The organism is Bathymodiolus heckerae thiotrophic gill symbiont, from assembly GCF_900128515.1.
Taxonomy (GTDB): domain Bacteria; phylum Pseudomonadota; class Gammaproteobacteria; order PS1; family Pseudothioglobaceae; genus Thioglobus_A.
The window spans coordinates 33,465-53,788 of the sequence record NZ_FQTP01000001.1; the positions used below are offsets into that span (position 1 = coordinate 33,465).

The 20,324-nt window shown below is 38.3% G+C and carries 15 protein-coding genes; 3 read left to right on the forward strand and 12 right to left on the reverse strand.

Translation table 11 applies throughout. The features are described from left to right. Window positions 1-9 precede the first annotated feature (9 nt). Genes BTHERMOSOX_RS00200 through recA form a run of 4 tightly spaced genes read right to left on the reverse strand, consistent with a single transcriptional unit; the run spans window position 10 to window position 3,579 of the window. A complete protein-coding gene (locus BTHERMOSOX_RS00200) occupies window positions 10-1,800 on the reverse strand; it encodes an ABCB family ABC transporter ATP-binding protein/permease (RefSeq protein WP_138118410.1) in 1,791 nt (596 codons plus the stop codon). After that, the gene (locus tag BTHERMOSOX_RS00205; RefSeq protein WP_138118411.1) at window positions 1,787-2,191 is read right to left on the reverse strand and encodes a hypothetical protein; all 405 of its coding nucleotides are present in this window, start codon (window positions 2,189-2,191) and stop codon (window positions 1,787-1,789) included. The genes BTHERMOSOX_RS00200 and BTHERMOSOX_RS00205 overlap by 14 nt, the downstream gene beginning before the upstream one ends. Continuing rightward, entirely contained in the window at window positions 2,157-2,594 is a 438-nt protein-coding gene (locus tag BTHERMOSOX_RS00210; protein WP_428992031.1) for a regulatory protein RecX, read from the reverse strand. The genes BTHERMOSOX_RS00205 and BTHERMOSOX_RS00210 overlap by 35 nt, the downstream gene beginning before the upstream one ends. Next, complete coding sequence (gene recA / locus BTHERMOSOX_RS00215) at window positions 2,572-3,579, reverse strand: recombinase RecA (protein ID WP_138118413.1); 1,008 nt, start codon at window positions 3,577-3,579, stop codon at window positions 2,572-2,574. The genes BTHERMOSOX_RS00210 and recA overlap by 23 nt, the downstream gene beginning before the upstream one ends. Window positions 3,580-3,632: 53 nt before the next feature. Between recA and ribD the strand changes: the two genes are divergently transcribed. The 3 genes from ribD (at window position 3,633) to BTHERMOSOX_RS00230 (ending at window position 8,496) form a co-directional block, all read left to right on the forward strand. Continuing rightward, window positions 3,633-4,685 (forward strand): bifunctional diaminohydroxyphosphoribosylaminopyrimidine deaminase/5-amino-6-(5-phosphoribosylamino)uracil reductase RibD, encoded by a 1,053-nt coding sequence (gene ribD, locus BTHERMOSOX_RS00220; RefSeq protein WP_138118414.1) that lies wholly within the window; start codon window positions 3,633-3,635, stop codon window positions 4,683-4,685. Continuing rightward, window positions 4,682-5,875: a bifunctional phosphopantothenoylcysteine decarboxylase/phosphopantothenate--cysteine ligase CoaBC gene (gene coaBC, locus BTHERMOSOX_RS00225; RefSeq protein WP_138118415.1), complete on the forward strand. Its 1,194-nt coding sequence runs from the start codon at window positions 4,682-4,684 to the stop codon at window positions 5,873-5,875. The genes ribD and coaBC overlap by 4 nt, the downstream gene beginning before the upstream one ends. Window positions 5,876-6,219: 344 nt before the next feature. Then, on the forward strand, window positions 6,220-8,496 hold the full coding sequence (locus BTHERMOSOX_RS00230; RefSeq protein ID WP_138118416.1) for a DNA internalization-related competence protein ComEC/Rec2: 2,277 nt from the start codon (window positions 6,220-6,222) through the stop codon (window positions 8,494-8,496). 4 nt (window positions 8,497-8,500) lie between these two features. Here the strand turns inward: BTHERMOSOX_RS00230 and dnaE are convergent, their stop codons facing one another. From dnaE to rpoC, 8 genes are all read right to left on the reverse strand, one after another. Further along, window positions 8,501-11,938 carry a DNA polymerase III subunit alpha gene (gene dnaE, locus BTHERMOSOX_RS00235; RefSeq protein WP_138118417.1) on the reverse strand — a complete coding sequence of 1,146 codons (3,438 nt, stop codon included), beginning with the start codon at window positions 11,936-11,938 and terminating at the stop codon, window positions 8,501-8,503. Window positions 11,939-12,093: 155 nt separating this feature from the next. Next, window positions 12,094-12,414: a hypothetical protein gene (locus tag BTHERMOSOX_RS00240; RefSeq protein ID WP_138118418.1), complete on the reverse strand. Its 321-nt coding sequence runs from the start codon at window positions 12,412-12,414 to the stop codon at window positions 12,094-12,096. Window positions 12,415-12,427: 13 nt separating this feature from the next. Beyond that, window positions 12,428-13,249, reverse strand: a complete 822-nt coding sequence (soxA, locus tag BTHERMOSOX_RS00245) for a sulfur oxidation c-type cytochrome SoxA (protein ID WP_138118419.1) — start codon at window positions 13,247-13,249, stop codon at window positions 12,428-12,430. Window positions 13,250-13,273: 24 nt separating this feature from the next. Then, window positions 13,274-13,576 (reverse strand): thiosulfate oxidation carrier complex protein SoxZ, encoded by a 303-nt coding sequence (gene soxZ, locus BTHERMOSOX_RS00250; protein WP_138118420.1) that lies wholly within the window; start codon window positions 13,574-13,576, stop codon window positions 13,274-13,276. Window positions 13,577-13,612: 36 nt separating this feature from the next. Continuing rightward, complete coding sequence (soxY, locus tag BTHERMOSOX_RS00255) at window positions 13,613-14,059, reverse strand: thiosulfate oxidation carrier protein SoxY (protein WP_138118421.1); 447 nt, start codon at window positions 14,057-14,059, stop codon at window positions 13,613-13,615. Window positions 14,060-14,069: 10 nt separating this feature from the next. Beyond that, window positions 14,070-14,417, reverse strand: coding sequence for a sulfur oxidation c-type cytochrome SoxX (gene soxX, locus BTHERMOSOX_RS00260; protein WP_138118422.1), 348 nt, complete (start codon window positions 14,415-14,417; stop codon window positions 14,070-14,072). A 136-nt stretch (window positions 14,418-14,553) separates the two neighbouring features. Further along, a complete protein-coding gene (gene trpE, locus BTHERMOSOX_RS00265; protein WP_138118423.1) occupies window positions 14,554-16,008 on the reverse strand; it encodes an anthranilate synthase component I in 1,455 nt (484 codons plus the stop codon). Window positions 16,009-16,131: 123 nt separating this feature from the next. Then, window positions 16,132-20,316 carry a DNA-directed RNA polymerase subunit beta' gene (rpoC, locus tag BTHERMOSOX_RS00270; RefSeq protein ID WP_138118424.1) on the reverse strand — a complete coding sequence of 1,395 codons (4,185 nt, stop codon included), beginning with the start codon at window positions 20,314-20,316 and terminating at the stop codon, window positions 16,132-16,134. Window positions 20,317-20,324: the final 8 nt, after the last annotated feature.

The following is a 20,324-nucleotide window of genomic DNA, read 5'->3' on the forward strand; positions in this document are numbered from 1 at the left end:
TAGTATTGGTTATTCAGAAGGCTGAGTTTCGATTTGTAATTTCCAAAGTTTAGCATATTCGCCTTTAGCTTTTAACAACTCATCATGTGAGCCACTCTCCTGAATGCCCCCATTACCAAGGACGATGATTTTATCACTATCTACAATGGTAGATAATCGATGCGCAATAACTAACGTTGTATGCTTTTGGCTAAGTGAATTTAAAGCATCTTGTACCATCTGCTCAGAATAAGAATCAAGCGCTGAAGTAGCTTCATCAAAGATCAAAATTGGTGGATTTTTAAGTAGCACTCGAGCTATCGCTAAGCGTTGTTTTTCACCACCTGATAATTTAAGCCCACGCTCACCTACGAGTGAGTCGTAGCCCTGTGGCAATTGCTCAATAAACTCATCAATAAAAGCTAACTTAGTGGCATTTTTTACTTCTACTTCAGTGGCATTTTCTTTACCATAAGCGATGTTGTAATAGACACTTTCGTTAAACATGACCGTATCCTGAGGCACAACACCCATAGATTTTTGTACTGAACTTAAATCTAAGTGCTTGATATTTTGACCATCAACTAGAATTTCACCAGACTCAACGTCATAAAACCTAAATAGTAATTTAGCTAAGGTAGATTTGCCCGAGCCTGAAGCGCCGACAATAGCAACTTTTTGACCTGGATTAATATCAAAACTAATATCTTTTAATACTGGATTTTTTCCAGAATACGCAAAAGTAACGTTTTTAAATTCAATCTTTCCTTGCTTAACTTTAAGTAAAGGTGCATTTTTATCACTACTGATTTTTGGCTTTTTATCAAGTAAATTAAACATATTGTTCATGTCGATAAAATTATGTTTAATTTGTCGATAAACAATACCTAATGAGCCTAATGGCATAAATAACTGCAATAACAATGCCTGAATCATAATCATGTCACCAAGGCTTAACTGCTGATCTACCACTCCTTCAGCCGCCATAATCAATACCATGGTTACACCCACTGCAATCACTGCACCTTGGACAAAATTAAGTGCTGTCATTGAAGTAAAACTTTTGGTAGCGACATTTTCCCAGCGTGTCATGGTGTTTTCATAACGCTTAACTTCAAAATCTTCACGGTTAAAATACTTAACCGTTTCGTAGTTAATTAAGCTATCCACCGCATTTGTATTTGCCTCTGACTGCATGTCATTCATTTGATAACGATACTTCATGCGCCAAGTGGTAATCGCAAGTGTTAAGCCAATATAAAACACCACAGTTGCCAATGAAATTCCGGCAAAAAATACATCGTAATTAATCCAAAGCAGTCCAATAACTAAGCAAATTTCAAAGAATGATGGCAAGATATTAAACACAAAAATACTTAATAATGTAGAAACACTTTGCGTGCCACGATCAATGTCTCGAGTAATGCCACCAATACGTCGATCTAAATGAAAAGATAAATCCAATGTATGTAAGTGCTTGAACACGCCCAATGCAATAAGATGCATAGCATGATAGCGAACCTTGGCAAAAATAGCATCTCTTAGCTCGTTAAATAATGAGCTAGACAGTCTTAACAGTCCATATGCAAATAACAAACCTAATGGCAAAATCAGCACTGCATTTGTCTGATCTAACGTATCGACAATTCCTTTGAGAACAACTGGAACAGCAACATTGGCTAACTTGGCAGCGACCAAAAACAATGTAGCAAAAATAACACGGGTACGCATTGCCAATAAATATGGCAGCAACTTCCTTAAAACCTTTATATCTTGGGTTTTAAAATCGTAAGCTTGAGTTGACTTATTAGTACCGCGCATCGTTCATTGGATGATCTTCTGGCACGATAGCACCTTTTTCAAGTGCAATTTCTACAATTTCATTAGCTCGAAATTTGTCTGGATTTTGCAATAACTCTTGCTGCCAAAAGGAGTGCATTTCACACATTTGTGGATGCGTATGATTACACCCTAAAATATGAAACGAGCAACCACCTACTTTCCAAGGGCCATCTCCAGTTATCTCGCCTTCGATCAAATGAATACTATAAGTCGGATCTTTTTCCCAGAAAAGTTCAAAATACAATACCCCTTGAGGGTGTTGAAATAGATTTTCAATAACACGCACCTCCCCATTCGGATACTTAATATACAGTGGCGAACGCATAGACAGCAATTTATGCGGTTTTAAATGATTCACTGATGTGCTCAAAATTAAATCCTCTTGATTGTAAAAAACGCTGCTGCTTGGCTTTTTCTTTAAAGTCAATTGGCACTTGTTTACCAAATTTACGTTCGCGTATATTGCGTGCTAATGTATAAAAATCATAGCCTGATAAATCAAACTGATCAATGCCGCGCTGTTTTAAATCAACGATAATTTTAATTGGACCCTTACCTTGATTAAAACGCATTTGAATAAAATCAGCTGAAAATCGCACATCACTTTGATAGTTTTGCTCTATTAAAGTATCGATCGACGATTCAATATCGCTCTCATCAAATTCTTTAATAGTAAGCTTTTGTCTTAACTCAAAAACCGAATGCTCGCGCCTGACCAGCAGCTGCATTGCAGCTGCATAACATTTTTTCTTATTTGGCGTCGTCACTGTCACTCATGAGCTTTTCACGAATTTTAGTCTCAATGCTTTGGCTTAATTCCTTATGCTCAATCAAGTAATCACGTGAGTTGTCTTTACCTTGACCAATTCGAACACCTTCAACACTATACCAAGCGCCTGCTTTTTCAACAAAGCCATGCTTAACACCCAAATCAATAATTTCACTTTCACGAGAAATACCTTGGTTGTATAGAATCTGGAATTCAGCTTGCTTGAAAGGAGGTGCAACTTTATTTTTCAATACTTTTACGCGTGTCTCATTACCTAGAATTTCATCGCCTTTCTTGATTGCACCAATGCGACGAATATCAAGACGCACTGAAGCGTAGAACTTTAGCGCATTACCACCTGTTGTGGTTTCTGGGTTGCCAAACATAACACCAATCTTCATGCGTAATTGATTAATAAAGATTACCATGGTGTTAGTTTTCTTAATATTTGAGGTTAACTTTCTTAGCGCTTGTGACATTAATCTAGCTTGCAAGCCCATGTGTGATGCACCCATTTCACCTTCAATTTCTGCTTTTGGTGTTAATGCAGCAACCGAATCAATAACAATAATATCAACACTACCAGAACGTACTAGCATATCGGTAATTTCCAACGCCTGTTCGCCCGTATCAGGTTGAGAAATTAAAAGCTCGTCAGTATCAACACCTAAGCGTTTAGCATATTGCGGATCTAGCGCATGCTCAGCATCAATAAATGCAGCAGTACCACCAAGCTTTTGCATCTCAGCAATAACGTGTAGAGTTAAGGTTGTTTTTCCTGAAGATTCTGGGCCATAAATTTCAATCACTCTGCCTTTTGGTAGGCCGCCAATACCCAAAGCAATATCCAAACTTAAACTACCGGTAGAAATAGCCTCGATATCTGTCTGCGCACCTTCGTCACCCAAGAACATAACTGAACCCTTGCCAAACTGTTTGTCAATCTGTGCTAAAGCCACCTTAAGTGCTTGTTTTTTCTGTTCATCCATGTTGTTTCTCCTAGGTAAAATGCAATTAATTAATCACTAATTATATCTGAAATATGGCGGCATTTTTTTCTATAAATGACACTCAAAATATGGGCTTGGCACTTAAGCTTGCACGCCAAGGAATACATGGTGTTGGCGCCAATCCTATGGTTGGCTGTGTGATTGAAAAAAATGGAAAAATAATCGCTCAAGGCTATCATCAAACTTATGGTGAAGCGCACGCTGAAATCAATGCCTTAAATCAGATTGGCCATCAGGCGCATGATGCTACTTTGTACGTTACTTTAGAGCCTTGTTCGCATCAAGGAAAAACACCACCCTGCGCTCAAGCAATTATTGATTCAGGTGCTGCCAATGTTATTATCGCCACACCCGACCCCAATCCTTTGGTGGCTGGACAAGGAATGGCTATACTTGAGGCTGCTGGCATTAATGTAAAAATTGGATTATTGAAAGAACAAGCCATCAACCTTAATCGCGGCTTTATTAAGCGCATGAAAACTAAACATCCTTTTGTGACTTGTAAAATTGCCATGAGTCTAGATGGAAAAACCTCTATGAGTTCTGGCGAAAGCAAATGGATTACCGGTGAAAGTGCCAGGAAAGATGTGCAAAACCTTAGAGCCAGTTATCAGGCTATCATGACTGGATCAGGTACAGTAATTACAGACAATCCATCAATGACATTACGCCAACAAAATGTCGATTTTTCACCATTGCGAGTTGTAATTGATGGCAAAAATAAAATTACTGATAGTGCGTTAAATATTTTTTCAAGTGATGCACCTACTCAAGTGTTTAACACTAACAACACTCAAACAGATGATAATGGCAAGCTTGATTTAACCAATGTCTTGCAGCAACTTGGTGATCAAGGTATTAACTCAATCTTATTAGAGGCCGGCCCAGGCTTAATTGGCGCCATGATTAAAAATCAACTGATCGATGAGTTTATTATTTATACCGCACCTATACTGATGGGCAGCAGCGCCAATTCAATGATGCAGTTGCCGATTGAGCATATGAATGAAAAAACAGAACTCAACATTAGTGATTTACGCATGGTTGGCAACGACATACGCATTACTGCTACAATCAAATCATGAGTAGCCTTACCAATAAACGAATCATACTGGGTGTTAGTGGTTCTATATCCGCCTATAAATCACCCGATATTGTTAGGCGATTGCAAGATCTTGGCGCTGAAGTGCGTGTTATTCTTACTGCCGGTGGCGCTAAATTTATCACTGAATTATCACTTCAGGCTATTTCTAAAAACAAAGTTCACAATAACTTATGGGATAAGGACGCTGAATTATCCATGGGGCACATTGAGCTCGCCAAATGGGCTGATTTAATTTTAATAGCGCCAGCGAGTGCCAACACCATTGCCAATATTGCCAATGGTAAGGCTTGTGACTTACTAACCAGTGTCATTTTGGCTAGTACCGCCAAGCTAATGATTGCGCCAGCAATGAATCAGCAAATGTACCAAGCGAATGCATTGCAAACTAATTTAGATATTCTAATATCACGCCAAGTATCCATTATCCAACCAGAATCAGGTGTGCAGGCTTGTGGAGATACCGGCCTTGGACGGTTGCCAGAATCCAGTGATATTGCCAATCAAGTTGCCAAACAATTCGAAACCACTCAATTAAGCGGTAAAAACGTTTTGGTTACTGTTGGTGCCACAATAGAGCCAATCGACCCCGTGAGATATATTTCCAACCACTCTAGTGGAAAAATGGGTATGGCTCTGGTTGATCGCTGTATAGAGATGGGCGCTAAGGTTACTTGTATTTACGCAAATATCAGCATTCCACTAAACGACAAGGCGCTTAACATCCAAACACTCAGTGCAGATCAAATGCATGAATCTGTCATGAGTCATATCAATCAACAGCAAATTTTTATTGCAGTTGCTGCAGTAAGCGATTACAGGGTAAAAAATCTAAGCAATCAAAAAATTAAAAAATCTTCGGATAATTTGATTTTAGAGTTAATCCCTAATAAAGACATTTTGGCAGATGTTTGCAAACTCAACAAAAAACCTTTGTGTATTGGCTTTGCAGCAGAGACGCAAAATATCTTGGAAAATGCCCAAATTAAGCTAAAAAATAAGGCTTCTGACGTCATTATTCTAAATGATGTCTCTAGTGATGAAATTGGCTTTAATTCTGATAAAAATCAAGTGATTTTCATCAGTCAAAATCAGCAACAAAATATCGCTAAAAATAGCAAAATAAAGATTGCAGATAACATTCTCAAAATCTTCATTAAAGAGTTCTTATAAACACCAAAAAACAGCGTTAAATCAACACCCATTCGAGTTACTCACAAAACTGTGGATAACTCTGTTAATATCTCTATTAAATGTATCAAAAACGTTGATGTATTGGTCTTTCTTATGGTTTTGAATAAAAACTAATCAGTTGTTTTTTTTAATTAAAAATCAATGGGTTATAATTTTATAGATAAAGCCATAATATTAGAAAACTCTCATTAACACTCGTAAACACATAACGGAGGAAAACTATGCGTGTTTCACGTGTTAAACCAAGGGTTTCACGATATATTAGACGATCATTAAACCGTAATTTAACAAGTGTTAATTTTTTGAATTATTAAGCCTTAATTATGCTATTTCTTACCCTTAATTTTTTGCTTGGAATTATGGTGTTTTCAACTAAAAACACCCTATCATTATCAATATTTGAAATAAGTTTGTTTTTTGCCTTATTATTAGCTGTTTTAGTCACTTTTAGGCGTCAAAAATCCATTGCAATAAACTTAGTGCTTTTTATGCTTGGTTTTGTCTGGATGGGACTATTTTCCAATCAAACTTTACAAATCAATATTGATGAAAAATTCTTCAATACGACTATTAACGTTATCGGCACTATTGAAGATATTCCCAAAGTTGGCAATAATAAAACTCAATTTATTTTTAAAGCCTCTTCTCCTTTTAAGGCCAAACTTAAACTATCTTGGTATGAAAAATCTAGAGTAAAAATCCATAGTGGCGATCAATGGAAATTTCTAATCAAAATCAAACACAACAATAGTTACCAAAATAAAGGTGGCTTTGATTACGAAAAGTGGTTATTTTTTAAACAATTTGATGCCACTGGCTATGTCAAAAAAAGCGATTCAAACCAACTTTTAGCGCCAAATACTGGCCTTTCGATTGATTTAATTCGCCATAAAATTCAGCAACGATTAGTTGATTCAATCTCACAGTTAGAATTTATAGGCGTGATTAATGCTTTGATTATTGGTGATAGATCGCTGGTTAACAATGATCACTGGGAGTTATTCAAATCCACTAACACCACACATCTAAGTGTTATTTCTGGATTACATATTGGTTTAATTTCAGGGTTTATATTTTTATTCTCTAGTTTTCTATGGCGCCAATGTAGGGCTTGCACACTTAAACTACCTGCGTCAGTTATTGGTGCTTATTTTGGATTATTTAGCGCCTTTAGTTATGCGCTAATTGCTGGGTTTTCAATCCCCACGCAACGAGCATTTATCATGGCAAGCGTGGTTTTTTTATCGATTATCTTGCGTCGAAATCATAATGGCTGGCAATTGTACGGTAGTGCGCTATTATTGGTTCTTGTGTCAAACCCACTAAGCGTTTTTAGCGTTGGATTTTGGCTGTCTTTTTATGTCGTGGCAATTATTATTTATGGTGTCAAACAACATCAAAACAAGCATTGGCTATTTCGTCTTTTATACATTCAACTACTTATTAGCTTATCCACCATACCGTTAATCGCTTGGTTTTTCTCCTCAGGATCTATTCTTTCGCCTATTGCCAATATCATCGCTATTCCTGTCTTCAGCTTTATTACAACACCTTTTTCATTGTTTGGCATTATCTTAAGCTATGCCCAACTAGACTGGTTAAGTGGATTTGTTTTTTCAGTAGCCAACCAATCTCTAATTTATTTATCAATTTTTCTACATTATTTACAGTCTTTTGAACTTAACCAATGGCAATACACACCGGTATCAGCTAGTGCACTGGTGTTACTTATTATCTCCATATTGATTGGCTTGCTACCCAGTGCATTAAAACTCCGACAAGTCGCGCTAATTTTAGCTATCGTGGCCTTGTTTCAACCTCATCAACAGCTCAAGCAAGGTGAAGTTGTTATTACCACACTAGATGTAGGTCAGGGGCTTGCTCAGGTTGTTCGCACCCAAAACCATGTATTGATGTTTGACACAGGTGCACGCTATCGCTCTGGTTTTAATATGGGTGAGGCAGTCATTGTGCCTTATCTACAAACTCAACAAATTGATGCTATTGATTTATTAATCATCTCTCATGGTGATAATGATCATATAGGCGGACTTGATAGTCTTTTGAAAAAAATATCAGTCAAACAAATTATCAGCTCTGTGCCTGAAAAAATTTCAACTAATTCAGATCTATGCAAAACCAAACCATCCTGGAAATGGGATGGAGTTGATTTTCAAATGCTGAATACCACTCATGATTTCAACGGCAACAACGCCTCTTGCGTGCTTAAAATTTCTACTTCGAAACACTCAATAATATTAACAGGTGATATCGAAAAGAAGGCCGAACAGCATTTAGTCAACATTTGGGACAAACAACTCAAGGCGGATGTATTAATCAGTCCACATCATGGTAGTAAAACCTCTTCTAGTGAGTTGTTTTTAGCTACTGTAGCACCTAAACTGGTGATTATCTCAAGCGGCTACAAAAATCGATTCAACCACCCTGCCAAAATTGTCATCGATCGATATAAAGCGCACAACATAGTCATATCGAATACTAATTGCTCTGGTCAAATTGATGTGGCATTAAGCCAAGAAATAACCATTACTCATTATCGACAAGCTCAAAAACGCTATTATTGGCGACAGTGCGAGTAACTTTCTAGTGGTAATGAATCTTGCTAGATTGAGATTTTGTTAGCGTATTAATTGCTTCTACCAATTCTTGATCAGGATTAACTTTAAGATCTTTACTTAGCGGAATACTGCCTTTTAAACGTTTTGTGTTATAAGAAATTTTCACCGGGCAAGTGCCTTTATGCGCTTGTAACAATTCGCCTATTTTAGGAAAAATTGATTGTTGTTGTGCATCGAGTTTAATCTCAAAACCCTTAGCATAATTCATTTTAACGTCGTTGATATTCTCAATTTTATCAACAATAACTTGCCAACCATCACGGTAATCATCTCGTTGAATTTTTCCAGAAATAACAACCACGTCATCAACAATAAGCTTGTCACTCACCGTACCTAATACTTTAGTAAACACCACTGCGTTTAATGATATTTGTCCATCTTCAATACTGACAATAGCAATTTGTCCACCTTTGCGTGTAGGCATATAGCGCAATTCAGAAATCAATGCTAGAACGCGTACTTCTTTATTATTTCTAAATTGTATTTGACTTGGTAGTGTGGCACTAATATGCTTGACATCAGCCTTATATTCATCTGTCGGATGATTATAAAAATAATAACCCATCACCATTTTTTCAAACTGCAGTCTCTGTCTAAAGGATAATTCAGGCGCATTCATGTAATGCACTTCATATTCTACGTGCTCGGCAACTTCAGCAAACAAACCACTCTGACCACTAGAATGATCATTCTGGCGTTGTTCAGCTTGTTTAACGGCAAAAGGATATGTTTTAATTAAACTCGCCCTATCGATACCAAATACATCGAATGCACCACTATAAATCAAGGCTTCCATTGCACGTCTATTCAAATAACGCTTTTGGATTCTAACGCAAAAATCAAACAAATTTTTAAACACGCCATTAGCCTCACGTTCAACCATAAGTCGCTCAACCAGCGCCTCACCCACACCTTTTATGGCACCAAGCCCATAAACAACCGTACGATCATCAGCAATGCTAAATTGATAATCAGATAGGCAAACATTAGGACCGTTAACTTTTAGTCCCATTTGACGAATCTCTCCCACCGTAAATGAAACACGGTCAGTATCATCCATCATGCCTGATAATACTGCCGCCATAAATGGCGCAGGATAATGAGACTTTAACCAAGCAGTGTGATAAGACACATAAGCATAAGCCACTGAATGTGATTTATTAAAACCATAGCCTGAAAATTTATCAATTAGGTTGAAAATTTCATTGGCTTTTTTTTCATCAATGTCTTTTTCAGCCGCACCCTCAACAAACACGCTACGCTGACGATCCATCTCTTCAACTTTCTTTTTACCCATGGCTCGGCGCAATAAATCCGCACCACCCAATGAATAACCCGCCATAACTTGGGCTGATTTCATTACTTGTTCTTGGTATAAAAATACACCATTTGTCGGCTCAAGAATTTCTTTAAGCATTGGGTGTGGGTACTTAACTTGAGCGCCATGCTTTACATCGATATAATCATCTACCATGCCGGCATCTAACGGACCCGGACGATAAAGCGCCAACATGGCAACAATATCTTCAAAACTATCTGCTTGTAATTTCTTCAAATAACTACGCATACCATCAGATTCCAGCTGGAAAACACCGGTAGTATCACAACGCTGTAAAAGCTCATAAACTTTTTCATCATCTAATGGCAAAGCATCAAGGTCAATTTTTTCATCACTCAATCCTTTAGCTTCAATCATTTTGATAGCTTTGTGAATAACCGTTAAGTTAGATAACCCTAAGAAATCAAACTTAACCAGGCCTACTGCTTCTACATCGTCTTTATCGAATTGCGAAACAACGCCATCATCTTCACCAGAGCCTTTATAAACCGGGCAAAAGTCACTAATCTTACTCGGGGCAATAACAACACCGCCAGCATGTGTTCCAACATTTCGAACCACACCTTCGAGTTTTTTAGACAGATTCATTAAATCAGTTACCGCTTCTTCAGATTCATAGCGCGCTAATAAATCTGAAGAGCCGCCTTCAGAATCAGGCATTAATGCTTTAGAGAGTGTCATCTTTAAATCATTCGGAATCAGCTTAGAGATTTTGTCACTAAAGCCATAAGGATGGCCTGATACACGGCCAACATCTCGCACCACACCTTTGGCCGCCATGGTGCCATAGGTGATAATTTGAGATACTTTTTCACGGCCATATTTTTTAGCCACGTAGTCAATTACTTCATCACGTCTGTCGGTACAAAAATCGATATCGAAATCTGGCATTGAAACACGCTCAGGATTCAAAAATCGCTCAAACAACAATTCATGCTTGATCGGATCAACATTAGTAATACCTAGCACATAAGCCACTAATGAGCCAGCACCAGAGCCACGACCAGGACCAACTGGAATATCATTCTCGCGAGACCATTTAATAAAGTCTGCCACAATTAAAAAGTAGCCTGGAAAATCCATCTGAATAATCACATCAAGCTCAAACTTAAGGCGAGCATCATACTCATTACGATCAATATCTAAATTTTGTAAGCGGAAATTTAGACCTTGTTCTGATTCCAATGTGAAAAATTCAGCAATACTCAAACCTTCTGGAATTGGAAAATCTGGCAGATAATTTTTCTTATGCAATTCAAAATGAAGATTACATCGTTGTGCAACTTGTTGAGTATTTTGCAAAATTTCAGGTAAGTCAGAAAACAACTCATGCATTTGCTTGGGTGACTTTAAATACTGTTGATCAGAGAAATGTCGAGTGCGCCGAGAATCATCCAACAAACCACCTTGAGTGATGCAAACACGTGCCTCATGTGCATCAAAATCAGTTTGATTAACAAACTGGACATCATTAGTGGCAATAGCCGCAATATCTAATTCTAGTGCTAAATTAATACATAAGTGTAAATGCCGCTCATCATGCTCTCGAGAAGTTCGTTGTACCGATAAATAATATCGATCAGAAAATATACCTTGCCAAAATTGAGCTTTTTGTTTGGCCTCTGGTAACTGATTCGACAAAAGGTATTTGGCCACATCACTATATACCGGCGTAGCAATCAACAACAAGCCCTGATTATGCTCACACAATTGATCTTCGCTAATACTTACGCCTTCAACAGATTGACCCTGCATATAAGATAGTGAAATTAATTCAGAAAGGTTTAAATAACCTTGATGATTTTGACACAACAATAAAGCTGAATGAAACTCACCTTCTTCATTGCGAATATTTATTCGTGCACCAAAGATAGGCTTGATATTGGCAGCCGTTGCCTTTTGATAAAATTTTACTGCTGCGTATAAGTTAGATTCATCTGTCAGTGCGACACTACTCATACCTAATTCAACCGCTTTGTCGATTAATTTTGGAATACGCACCAGTGAATTAATTACTGAAAATTCACTTTGACAATGTAGATGGCAAAAACCTAACTCAGACATATAAATTTAATAAAATCACTTTGTATAAAAATTAATTATTCATTCATTTTACAAGTCTCAATTCACTTACTTTTGGCAAATAAATTTTATTTTGACTTTCTTCAGACGAAAAAATACCCCAATTAAGGGGTATTTTTTAGCAAATTTTCTTTTCGTTAGAAAAGAGGACCTGCACTCATAGCCAAAGGAGTTTGCGCCGTAGCGTTAACTGTTTGAGTGTGAGCTTTGTTAGCTAAAGCCACTGCAGCAGCAGTTTTACCTGCAGCATGTAGTTTTTTAGCTTCTTTAATCATCTTACCTGTATCACGCCAAGCCATGTCTACTGCTAAATTGGCTTTGTAGCCAGTTTCAGCAGCTTTAATAGCTGACTTGAATGAATCAGATGATCCGTTGTTCCAGTTATGCGGTCCGTCTAGAAAATCAGCCTGAGCTGTTAAAGCGAATACTGATAAAGCGATTATTAATAATTTTTTCATCTTTATTCTCCTATTATTTTCTGTAACGAGCGTCAGTGATCTCAAGACCATTACTCATCGCTTGATGGAAGAACTCCATGTTACGGTAAGTTTCAGTTTGAGCCTTTAACGGCTTAGCACGCATGTTTTTATAACAACCACCATAACGACGGTGCAGTGTACCCATTCCAGACCACTTCGCACGATACATTGGTACGTGTGTCGTATGACCTAGCGCAGGTGATAAGATATCAGCACGTGCCTTTTTAGATGCGTTGTAAACATGACAATCTGCACAAGACATATTAAACTGGCCACGCTTAGCGTAGAAAGTCGCCTTACCTTTAGCGTATGCAGCTTTTGCACCAGCAGACTCAACAATTACATTGATCTTTTGACCAGCTGCTTGATCAGAAATCCATGCACTAATGCGGGCAATCTTGCCTTTACTAGAGCCTAGTTTCTTACCAGTTTGCTCGTTATAACATCTCTTGATTTCACCCTCAAGTGTTACCACTTGTTGAGATTTTTCATCAAAGTATGGATGCTTTACACGGGCTACCGCTGGATCTGCAAGTGCAGTACACTTGTTAAGACCATATTTTAAGTACTCTGCGCCGCCTTTTTCAACAGCATCTTCATACGGTGGAATACCATCTAAAATTTCTTCAAATTGCTCTCTTGAGCCTTCATCAACAGCATATACGCCATTAGTGTAGTCTGCAAATTCAACATTTGGAAGAATTGACTTAAAGTGGCCAACAAGGGCTTTGCGATCAGACTCCATATCTGCAATTGCAGATGTGGCGCCAACCATCAAACCTAAACTGACTACTGCAGTTATTAGTTTTTTCATTGTTCTCTCCTCAATAGATAAAAGTTACTTAGACTTAGCAGTCGCAGAACCTGTCTTACCATTGTTATCTTTATAAGTAAGCTCGATTGTGTCGCCTTTAGCGCCAGCAATATGAAACTTAAAGTATGGATTTTTAGAAATAGTAGCGCCAATATCAGCATCCACCACAACATTACCATTATGCGAAACAGTCATGTGAGTGATGTGGTTTGCAGGTACTAACTTACCTTTCTTTTTACGTTGTCCAGTTTCCATAGGGTGCGTAATAAGCGCCTTAATACCGATAACACCTTTTCTAGCCTTTGGCTTTAATTTAATTTTTCCCATTATATATTCTCCTAATTATTATGATTCGTTACCGAATTAACCGCCACAGCCGCCAATCGTTACTTTAACTTCTTGAGCAACTTTAGTTGTTGTACCGCCAGCAGTTACTAAAGCCTCTACTGGAGAAGTTTTACCCATCTTGATACGAGTAGAAACATAACCGGTAGCAGCACCTGATAAGTTAAACGACGCCGCTAAAGGTGTTGAGTTATTTACAACAAAGAAAGAGATGTTAGTCACACCATCCATCTTAGAAGCATCTACCGTCATTGGTACAACTGCACCGTTCTCAGCGATCTTAGGCGCTTTGAATTTAAATGAACCTTTACCTGCACCAGCAGATGAAGCACCTGCTGCATCAGATACAGCTTTAAAGTCTGCAGAGTTTGCAAATACCATTGTTGGCGTTAGTAAGCCTGCGCCTACTGCCGTTGCAACTGCAGAACCTGCCATTGCACTTTTTAGAAATAATCTTCTTTTCATCTTTTTCTCCTTATTTAGAATAAATGTAATCTGTAATCTGATCAATCTGCTTTTCAGTTAGCGCTTGATGCTTGCCGAATGGAGGCATGATTGAATTTGGATTTAAAACTGTCGGATCCCAAATTTGAGCTCTTAAAACAGCCTTATCTGGAAATCTTGCTTTCATTGCAAGCAATGGTGGACCGATATTTCCTGGTAGATTTCCACCTGGAATCATATGGCATGCTAGACAGTTGCCTAATTTACGACCGAAAGTGACCTCTTCGCCCGTCATCTCTTTGGCACCAGCTTCAAGCGGCATTATAAATAATGCTGCTAAAGCGGCTACCGCTGAGATAGAAGAAATGGTTTTCTTCATGTTTCTCTCCTCTTTATATAAAAAATAACAAGCCCCACGTAAGGAACTAACCTTACTAAGAGGTTCATGATAACCGTATATTAATTTTAATGCAACACTTTTATAAAACACTAATATAGATTAGTATTTTTAGCTATTAGACTTGCTTTGCCGCCTTTATTAGCGCTTGAGCCTTATGCATGGTTTCGTCCCATTCAGATTGGGGCACTGAATCATGCACAATACCTGCACCTGCTTGCACGTACAGCACTTCATCCTTAACCACAGCAGTACGAATAGCAATTGCCATATCCATACAACCATGCCAAGATAAGTAGCCAATAGCACCCGAATAAATATTACGCTTGAGCGACTCAACTTCATTAATAATTTCCATAGCACGTACTTTCGGTGCGCCACTTAATGTGCCAGCAGGAAAAGTTGCCTTGAGTACATCCATGGCACTAACCTCTTCTTTTAGATCGCATTCAACATTGGAGACAATATGCATTACATGGGAATAGCGCTCAACAAACATTTTATCGGTTAACTTAACACTACCTGTTTTTGCGATACGCCCGAGATCGTTCCGGCCTAAATCAATCAGCATTAGGTGCTCGGCTATTTCTTTTTTATCCGCTAGCAATTCTTTTTCAAGTGCCAAGTCTTGCGCCGCATCTTTTCCTCGTGTACGGGTACCTGCAATTGGACGAACAGTTGCACGTCTACTTGAATCTACTCGCGTAAGAATCTCTGGCGAAGAACCAATAATATCAACATCACCCAAATTTAGATAATACATATATGGTGATGGATTAAGCCTTCTAAGCTGGCGATATAACTCAACTGAAGGTGCTTTATATGGTGCACTAAGACGTTGTGAAGGCACCACTTGCATAACATCACCTGCAATAATATATTGCTGAATGCGCTTAACTACTTGTTTATAATTTTTCTCACCAAAACTTGATTTAAAATCATCCGTTTTTAAATGATCTGACTGATAAACCTCTTTTACTAACGGCTTATCAATTTGAGCCTCTATCTCATCAAGACGCTGAAGGGCTTGCTCATAGCTATGCGTTTCAGGATTAATATGCGTTAATAAAAAGGCCTTATTGGCTAGATTGTCAAACACTACTAAATCGTTTGATACCATTAGCAAGATATCGGCAATATTTAGTTCATCTTTAAGGTTAATGTTTTTAAGTTTTGGCTCTATATAGCGAACAATTTCATAGCCAAAGTATCCAACCAAACCACCATTAAACTCTGGCAAATCATTAATAACAGGCACTTTAAATTGCTGTTGGTAACTTTCAATCCATGCCAGTGGATCTTCAACCTTGATACGCTTAACCACCACCCCATCTTGCTCAATCTGGATTTCATAATCAAAGACTTTAATAACTGTTTGAGCATGCAAACCAATCATGGAGTACCGACCCCATTTTTCACCACCTTGTACTGACTCGAACAAATAGCTATAAGTATTATTAGCAAGCTTTAGATATAAACCTAAGGCGGTATCTGTATCAAGAACAACTTCTCTGAATACTGGAATGTGGTTGTAGCCTTGATTAACATAGGCATTAAAACTTGTTTTGTTCATAAGCGCATTTTAACGGATTTTTAGATACAAGAACACCCCTAAAAGTCCATGGTGGTATATAGCTGTCCATAAAAAAACCGCATCATAAAATGATGCGGTTTTAGTTTAGCTAGAGGCTCAGAATTACTCTGAAGTCTCCTCCGCTTCACTTAGCTCCACTGCTAATGCCATTTCTGCATCTGCAGCCTGAACCATCGTTTCAGCGCGTTTAGCACGTTTCTGCTGATGGTACTTAAAGCCTGTTCCTGCTGGAATCAAACGACCAACAATTACATTCTCTTTCAAGCCTTGTAGTGTATCCACACGACCTGTTGTAGACGCTTCAGTCAACACTCGAGTTGTCTCTTGGAAAGAAGCGGCTGAGATGAATGATTCGGTTGCTAATGAAGCTTTAGTAATACCCATTAGTAAGCGCTGGTAAGTTACCAAACTTTTGCCTTGAGCAGTTAATTGCTTATTCGCTTCAATCACTCTTACGTATTCAGCTGTTTCACCATTTACAAAACTAGAGTCACCCGCATCAAGCACTTCAACTTTACGAAGCATTTGCTTAACGATAACCTCAATGTGCTTGTCAGAAATATTTACACCTTGTAGGCGGTAAACATCCTGAACTTCTTTAACCACATAGTTTGCTAATTTCTCAACACCCAATAAACGCAAAATATCATGCGGATTAGATGGGCCGTCAGAAATTACATCACCTTTTTCCACAGTTTCACCATCAAAGACATTGATTTGACGCCATTTATGAATCATCATTTCAGTGGCTTCACCATCAACAGAAGTAATGATCAAACGATCCTTACTCTTCGTAGAATTACCAAAACTAATAACGCCTGTCTCTTCTGCAAGAATTGAATGATCTTTAGCTTTACGCGCTTCAAATAAATCAGCAACACGTGGCAAACCACCGGTAATATCACTTGTCTTCGATTGATCTTTAGGAATTTTAGCAAGCACTTCGCCTGCTGAAATTACTTGATTATCTTCCAAATGGATCTTAACCATTGACGGTAAGTAATGCGTTGACAATGTAATTTCAGAATCACTCTCTTCAGCCATCTTAATCATTGGCTTTAAGCCTTTCGCTGCAGCAGATCTTTCTTCTTCAGCAATCATTTCAAAGAATGTTAAACCTGTCAATGGGTCTGTATTTCTATTAACTGTAATGCCTTCTTCAAAATCAACAAATACAACTCGACCAGCTTGCTCTGTAATAATTGGATGTGTATGCGGATCCCAATCTGCAATTTTTTCTTTAGCAGAAACCTTTCCACCTTCTTGAACGTGAACTATAGCACCATATGGAATCTTGTAGCGCTCCACATCTTGGCCTTTAGTATTTCTAATAGTCACAACAGCAGTTCTAGAAATAATAACCAGATCATTGTTATCATTTTTAATAGACTTAATATTTTCAAAATGCGCCGTACCATTAACATTAACATTGATACTGCTTACTGCTGTAGAGGCAGATGCTGCGCCACCAATATGGAACGTACGCATAGTTAACTGTGTACCAGGCTCACCAATTGATTGTGCAGCAATAACGCCAACTGCTTCACCAACACCGATCTTATGTCCACGTGCCATGTCATTACCATAACAACTTGCACAAACGCCATAGCGTGTATCACAGGTAATTGTTGAACGAACTTTGATTGATTCAATACCTAACTCATTAATTTTGTCAGAGTTGCCAAGAGTAATTAGATGGCCCTTTGGTACAAATATATCATATGTATCAGGAATTAACACATCTTCAGCAACCACACGACCTAATACCGCCGCACCTAATGTTTGCACGATGTTACCACCGTTAATAACAGCTTTCATCATCATGCCGTTTTTAGTACCACAATCTTCTTCAGTAATCACTAAATCTTGCCCAACATCAACTAAACGACGCGTTAAATAGCCTGAGTTAGCTGTTTTAAGTGCTGTATCAGCTAGACCTTTACGAGCGCCGTGTGTGGAAATAAAGTATTGCATGTTATTCAAACCTTCACGGAAGTTTGACGTAATTGGCGTTTCAATAATTGAGCCGTCTGGCTTTGCCATCAAACCACGCATACCAGCAAGCTGTCTCATCTGTGCAGGTGAGCCACGAGCACCAGAATCAGCCATCATATAAACAGAGTTAAATGAAGCTAGCTTTTCAGTTTTTCCGTCTTTAGTTTCAAAATCTTCAAAACCAATTTCATCCATCATCGCCTTGGCAACTTTTTCTGAAGTGCGAGACCAAATATCGATCACTTTATTGTAGCGCTCGCCATCTGTAACAACACCTTTAGAGAACTGATCTTGAATATCTTTAACTTGTGCTTCTGCATCATCGATCATGCCAGCTTTAGAATCTGGAATGGTCATATCATTTGAACAGAAAGAAATACCTGATTTAGTTGAGTATTGGAAGCCCATGTACATCATTTGGTCAGCAAACATAACCGTTTCTTTTAATTCCTGCGTGCGGTAACAAACATGAATTAAATTAGACACAACCTTTTTAGAAATTGCCTCATTAATCAAATCAAACGATAAGCCGTTTGGTAGAATTCTTGAGAAAATTGCACGGCCCACTGTCGTATCTACAATACGCTTAGAACTCGGCTCGAATTTTCCTGCTTCGTTTTTAACGTAATCTTGGGTTCTTAATTTGATATTTGCATGAAGTGTTACATGGCCAGCTTCATAAGCATTCAAAGCTTCAGCAGGTGATGTAAATACCATGCCTTCACCTTTTTGATTAATCTTATCACGCGTCATGTAGTACAAGCCCAAGATAACGTCTTGAGAAGGTACAATGATTGGATCGCCTGATGCCAGGTGTAACACGTTGTTTGATGCAAGCATTAATGTTCTTGCTTCTAACTGAGCTTCTTCAGATAATGGCACGTGTACCGCCATTTGGTCGCCGTCAAAGTCTGCGTTAAATGCACCACATACTAATGGATGTAATTGAATCGCCTTACCTTCAATTAGTAATGGTTCAAACGCCTGAATACCTAAACGGTGGAGTGTTGGTGCACGATTCAATAGAACTGGGTGTTGATGCACTACCTCTTCTAGAATGTCCCATACTTCTGGTAATTCAGCTTCAACCATTTTCTTAGCAGCTTTAATTGTAGATGCCAAGCCTTTAGCTTGAAGACGGTTATAGATAAATGGCTTGAATAATTCTAACGCCATTTTTTTCGGTAAACCACACTGGTGAAGCTTAAGATATGGACCACAAACAATTACTGAACGACCTGAATAGTCAACTCGCTTACCTAGTAAGTTTTGACGGAAACGACCCTGCTTACCTTTAATCATATCTGAAATTGATTTCAGGGGGCGACGGTTATTACCCATCACTGCACGACCACGACGACCATTATCAATTAATGAGTCGACCGCTTCTTGTAGCATACGCTTTTCATTACGAACAATAATCTCTGGCGCATCAAGCTCTAATAAGCGCGCTAAACGATTATTACGGTTAATTACACGACGATAAAGATCATTAAGATCAGACGTTGCAAAACGACCACCATCTAACGGCACTAATGGACGTAGATCTGGCGGAAGGATTGGCAATACTTTTAGAATCATCCATTCAGGTTTGTTACCTGATTTAATTAATGAATCGATTAATTTAAGACGCTTGTTGTACTTCTTAAGCTTAGTTTGAGATTTAGTATTAAGACTATCTTCACGTAAGTTTGCCGCTTCTTTTTCAAGCTGCATATCTGCCAATACATCTTGGATTGCTTCTGCACCCATCTTAGCTTCAAACTCATCATCGCCATATTCGTCAAGCGCATCAAAGTACATTTCTTCAGTTAATAACTGCTTGTGTACTAACGGTGTTGAACCAGGATCTGTTACTAAGAATGCTTCAAAATATAAAACACGCTCAATATCCTTAAGCGTCATATCCATTAATAGCCCCAGGCGTGAAGGTAGAGACTTAAGGTACCAAATATGTGCAACAGGCGCTGCTAATTCGATATGGCCCATACGCTCACGACGAACCTTTGAAAAGGTAACTTCAACACCACACTTCTCACAGACAACATTGCGGAATTTCATGCGCTTGTATTTACCACATAAACACTCAAAGTCTTTCATTGGACCGAATACTTTCGCACAGAACAAACCTTCTCTTTCAGGTTTGAACGTACGGTAGTTAATGGTTTCAGGTTTTTTAACCTCACCATATGACCATGAACGAATCTTCTCGGGAGAAGCTAGGCCAACTCTAATTGCATCAAAATCTTGCTCTTTATTTTCTTGCTTTAATATAGCTAATAAATCTTTCACTGTATTCT

Bases quoted from the DNA above. Each gene is read 5' to 3' on its own strand.
- BTHERMOSOX_RS00200 (WP_138118410.1), bottom strand. From the start codon at position 1,800: ATGCGCGGTACTAATAAGTCAACTCAAGCTTACGATTTTAAAACCCAA.
- recA (WP_138118413.1), bottom strand. From the start codon at position 3,579: ATGGATGAACAGAAAAAACAAGCACTTAAGGTGGCTTTAGCACAGATT.
- ribD (WP_138118414.1), top strand. From the start codon at position 3,633: ATGGCGGCATTTTTTTCTATAAATGACACTCAAAATATGGGCTTGGCA.
- coaBC (WP_138118415.1), top strand. From the start codon at position 4,682: ATGAGTAGCCTTACCAATAAACGAATCATACTGGGTGTTAGTGGTTCT.
- BTHERMOSOX_RS00230 (WP_138118416.1), top strand. From the start codon at position 6,220: ATGCTATTTCTTACCCTTAATTTTTTGCTTGGAATTATGGTGTTTTCA.
- dnaE (WP_138118417.1), bottom strand. From the start codon at position 11,938: ATGTCTGAGTTAGGTTTTTGCCATCTACATTGTCAAAGTGAATTTTCA.
- BTHERMOSOX_RS00240 (WP_138118418.1), bottom strand. From the start codon at position 12,414: ATGAAAAAATTATTAATAATCGCTTTATCAGTATTCGCTTTAACAGCT.
- soxA (WP_138118419.1), bottom strand. From the start codon at position 13,249: ATGAAAAAACTAATAACTGCAGTAGTCAGTTTAGGTTTGATGGTTGGC.
- soxZ (WP_138118420.1), bottom strand. From the start codon at position 13,576: ATGGGAAAAATTAAATTAAAGCCAAAGGCTAGAAAAGGTGTTATCGGT.
- soxY (WP_138118421.1), bottom strand. From the start codon at position 14,059: ATGAAAAGAAGATTATTTCTAAAAAGTGCAATGGCAGGTTCTGCAGTT.
- soxX (WP_138118422.1), bottom strand. From the start codon at position 14,417: ATGAAGAAAACCATTTCTTCTATCTCAGCGGTAGCCGCTTTAGCAGCA.
- trpE (WP_138118423.1), bottom strand. From the start codon at position 16,008: ATGAACAAAACAAGTTTTAATGCCTATGTTAATCAAGGCTACAACCAC.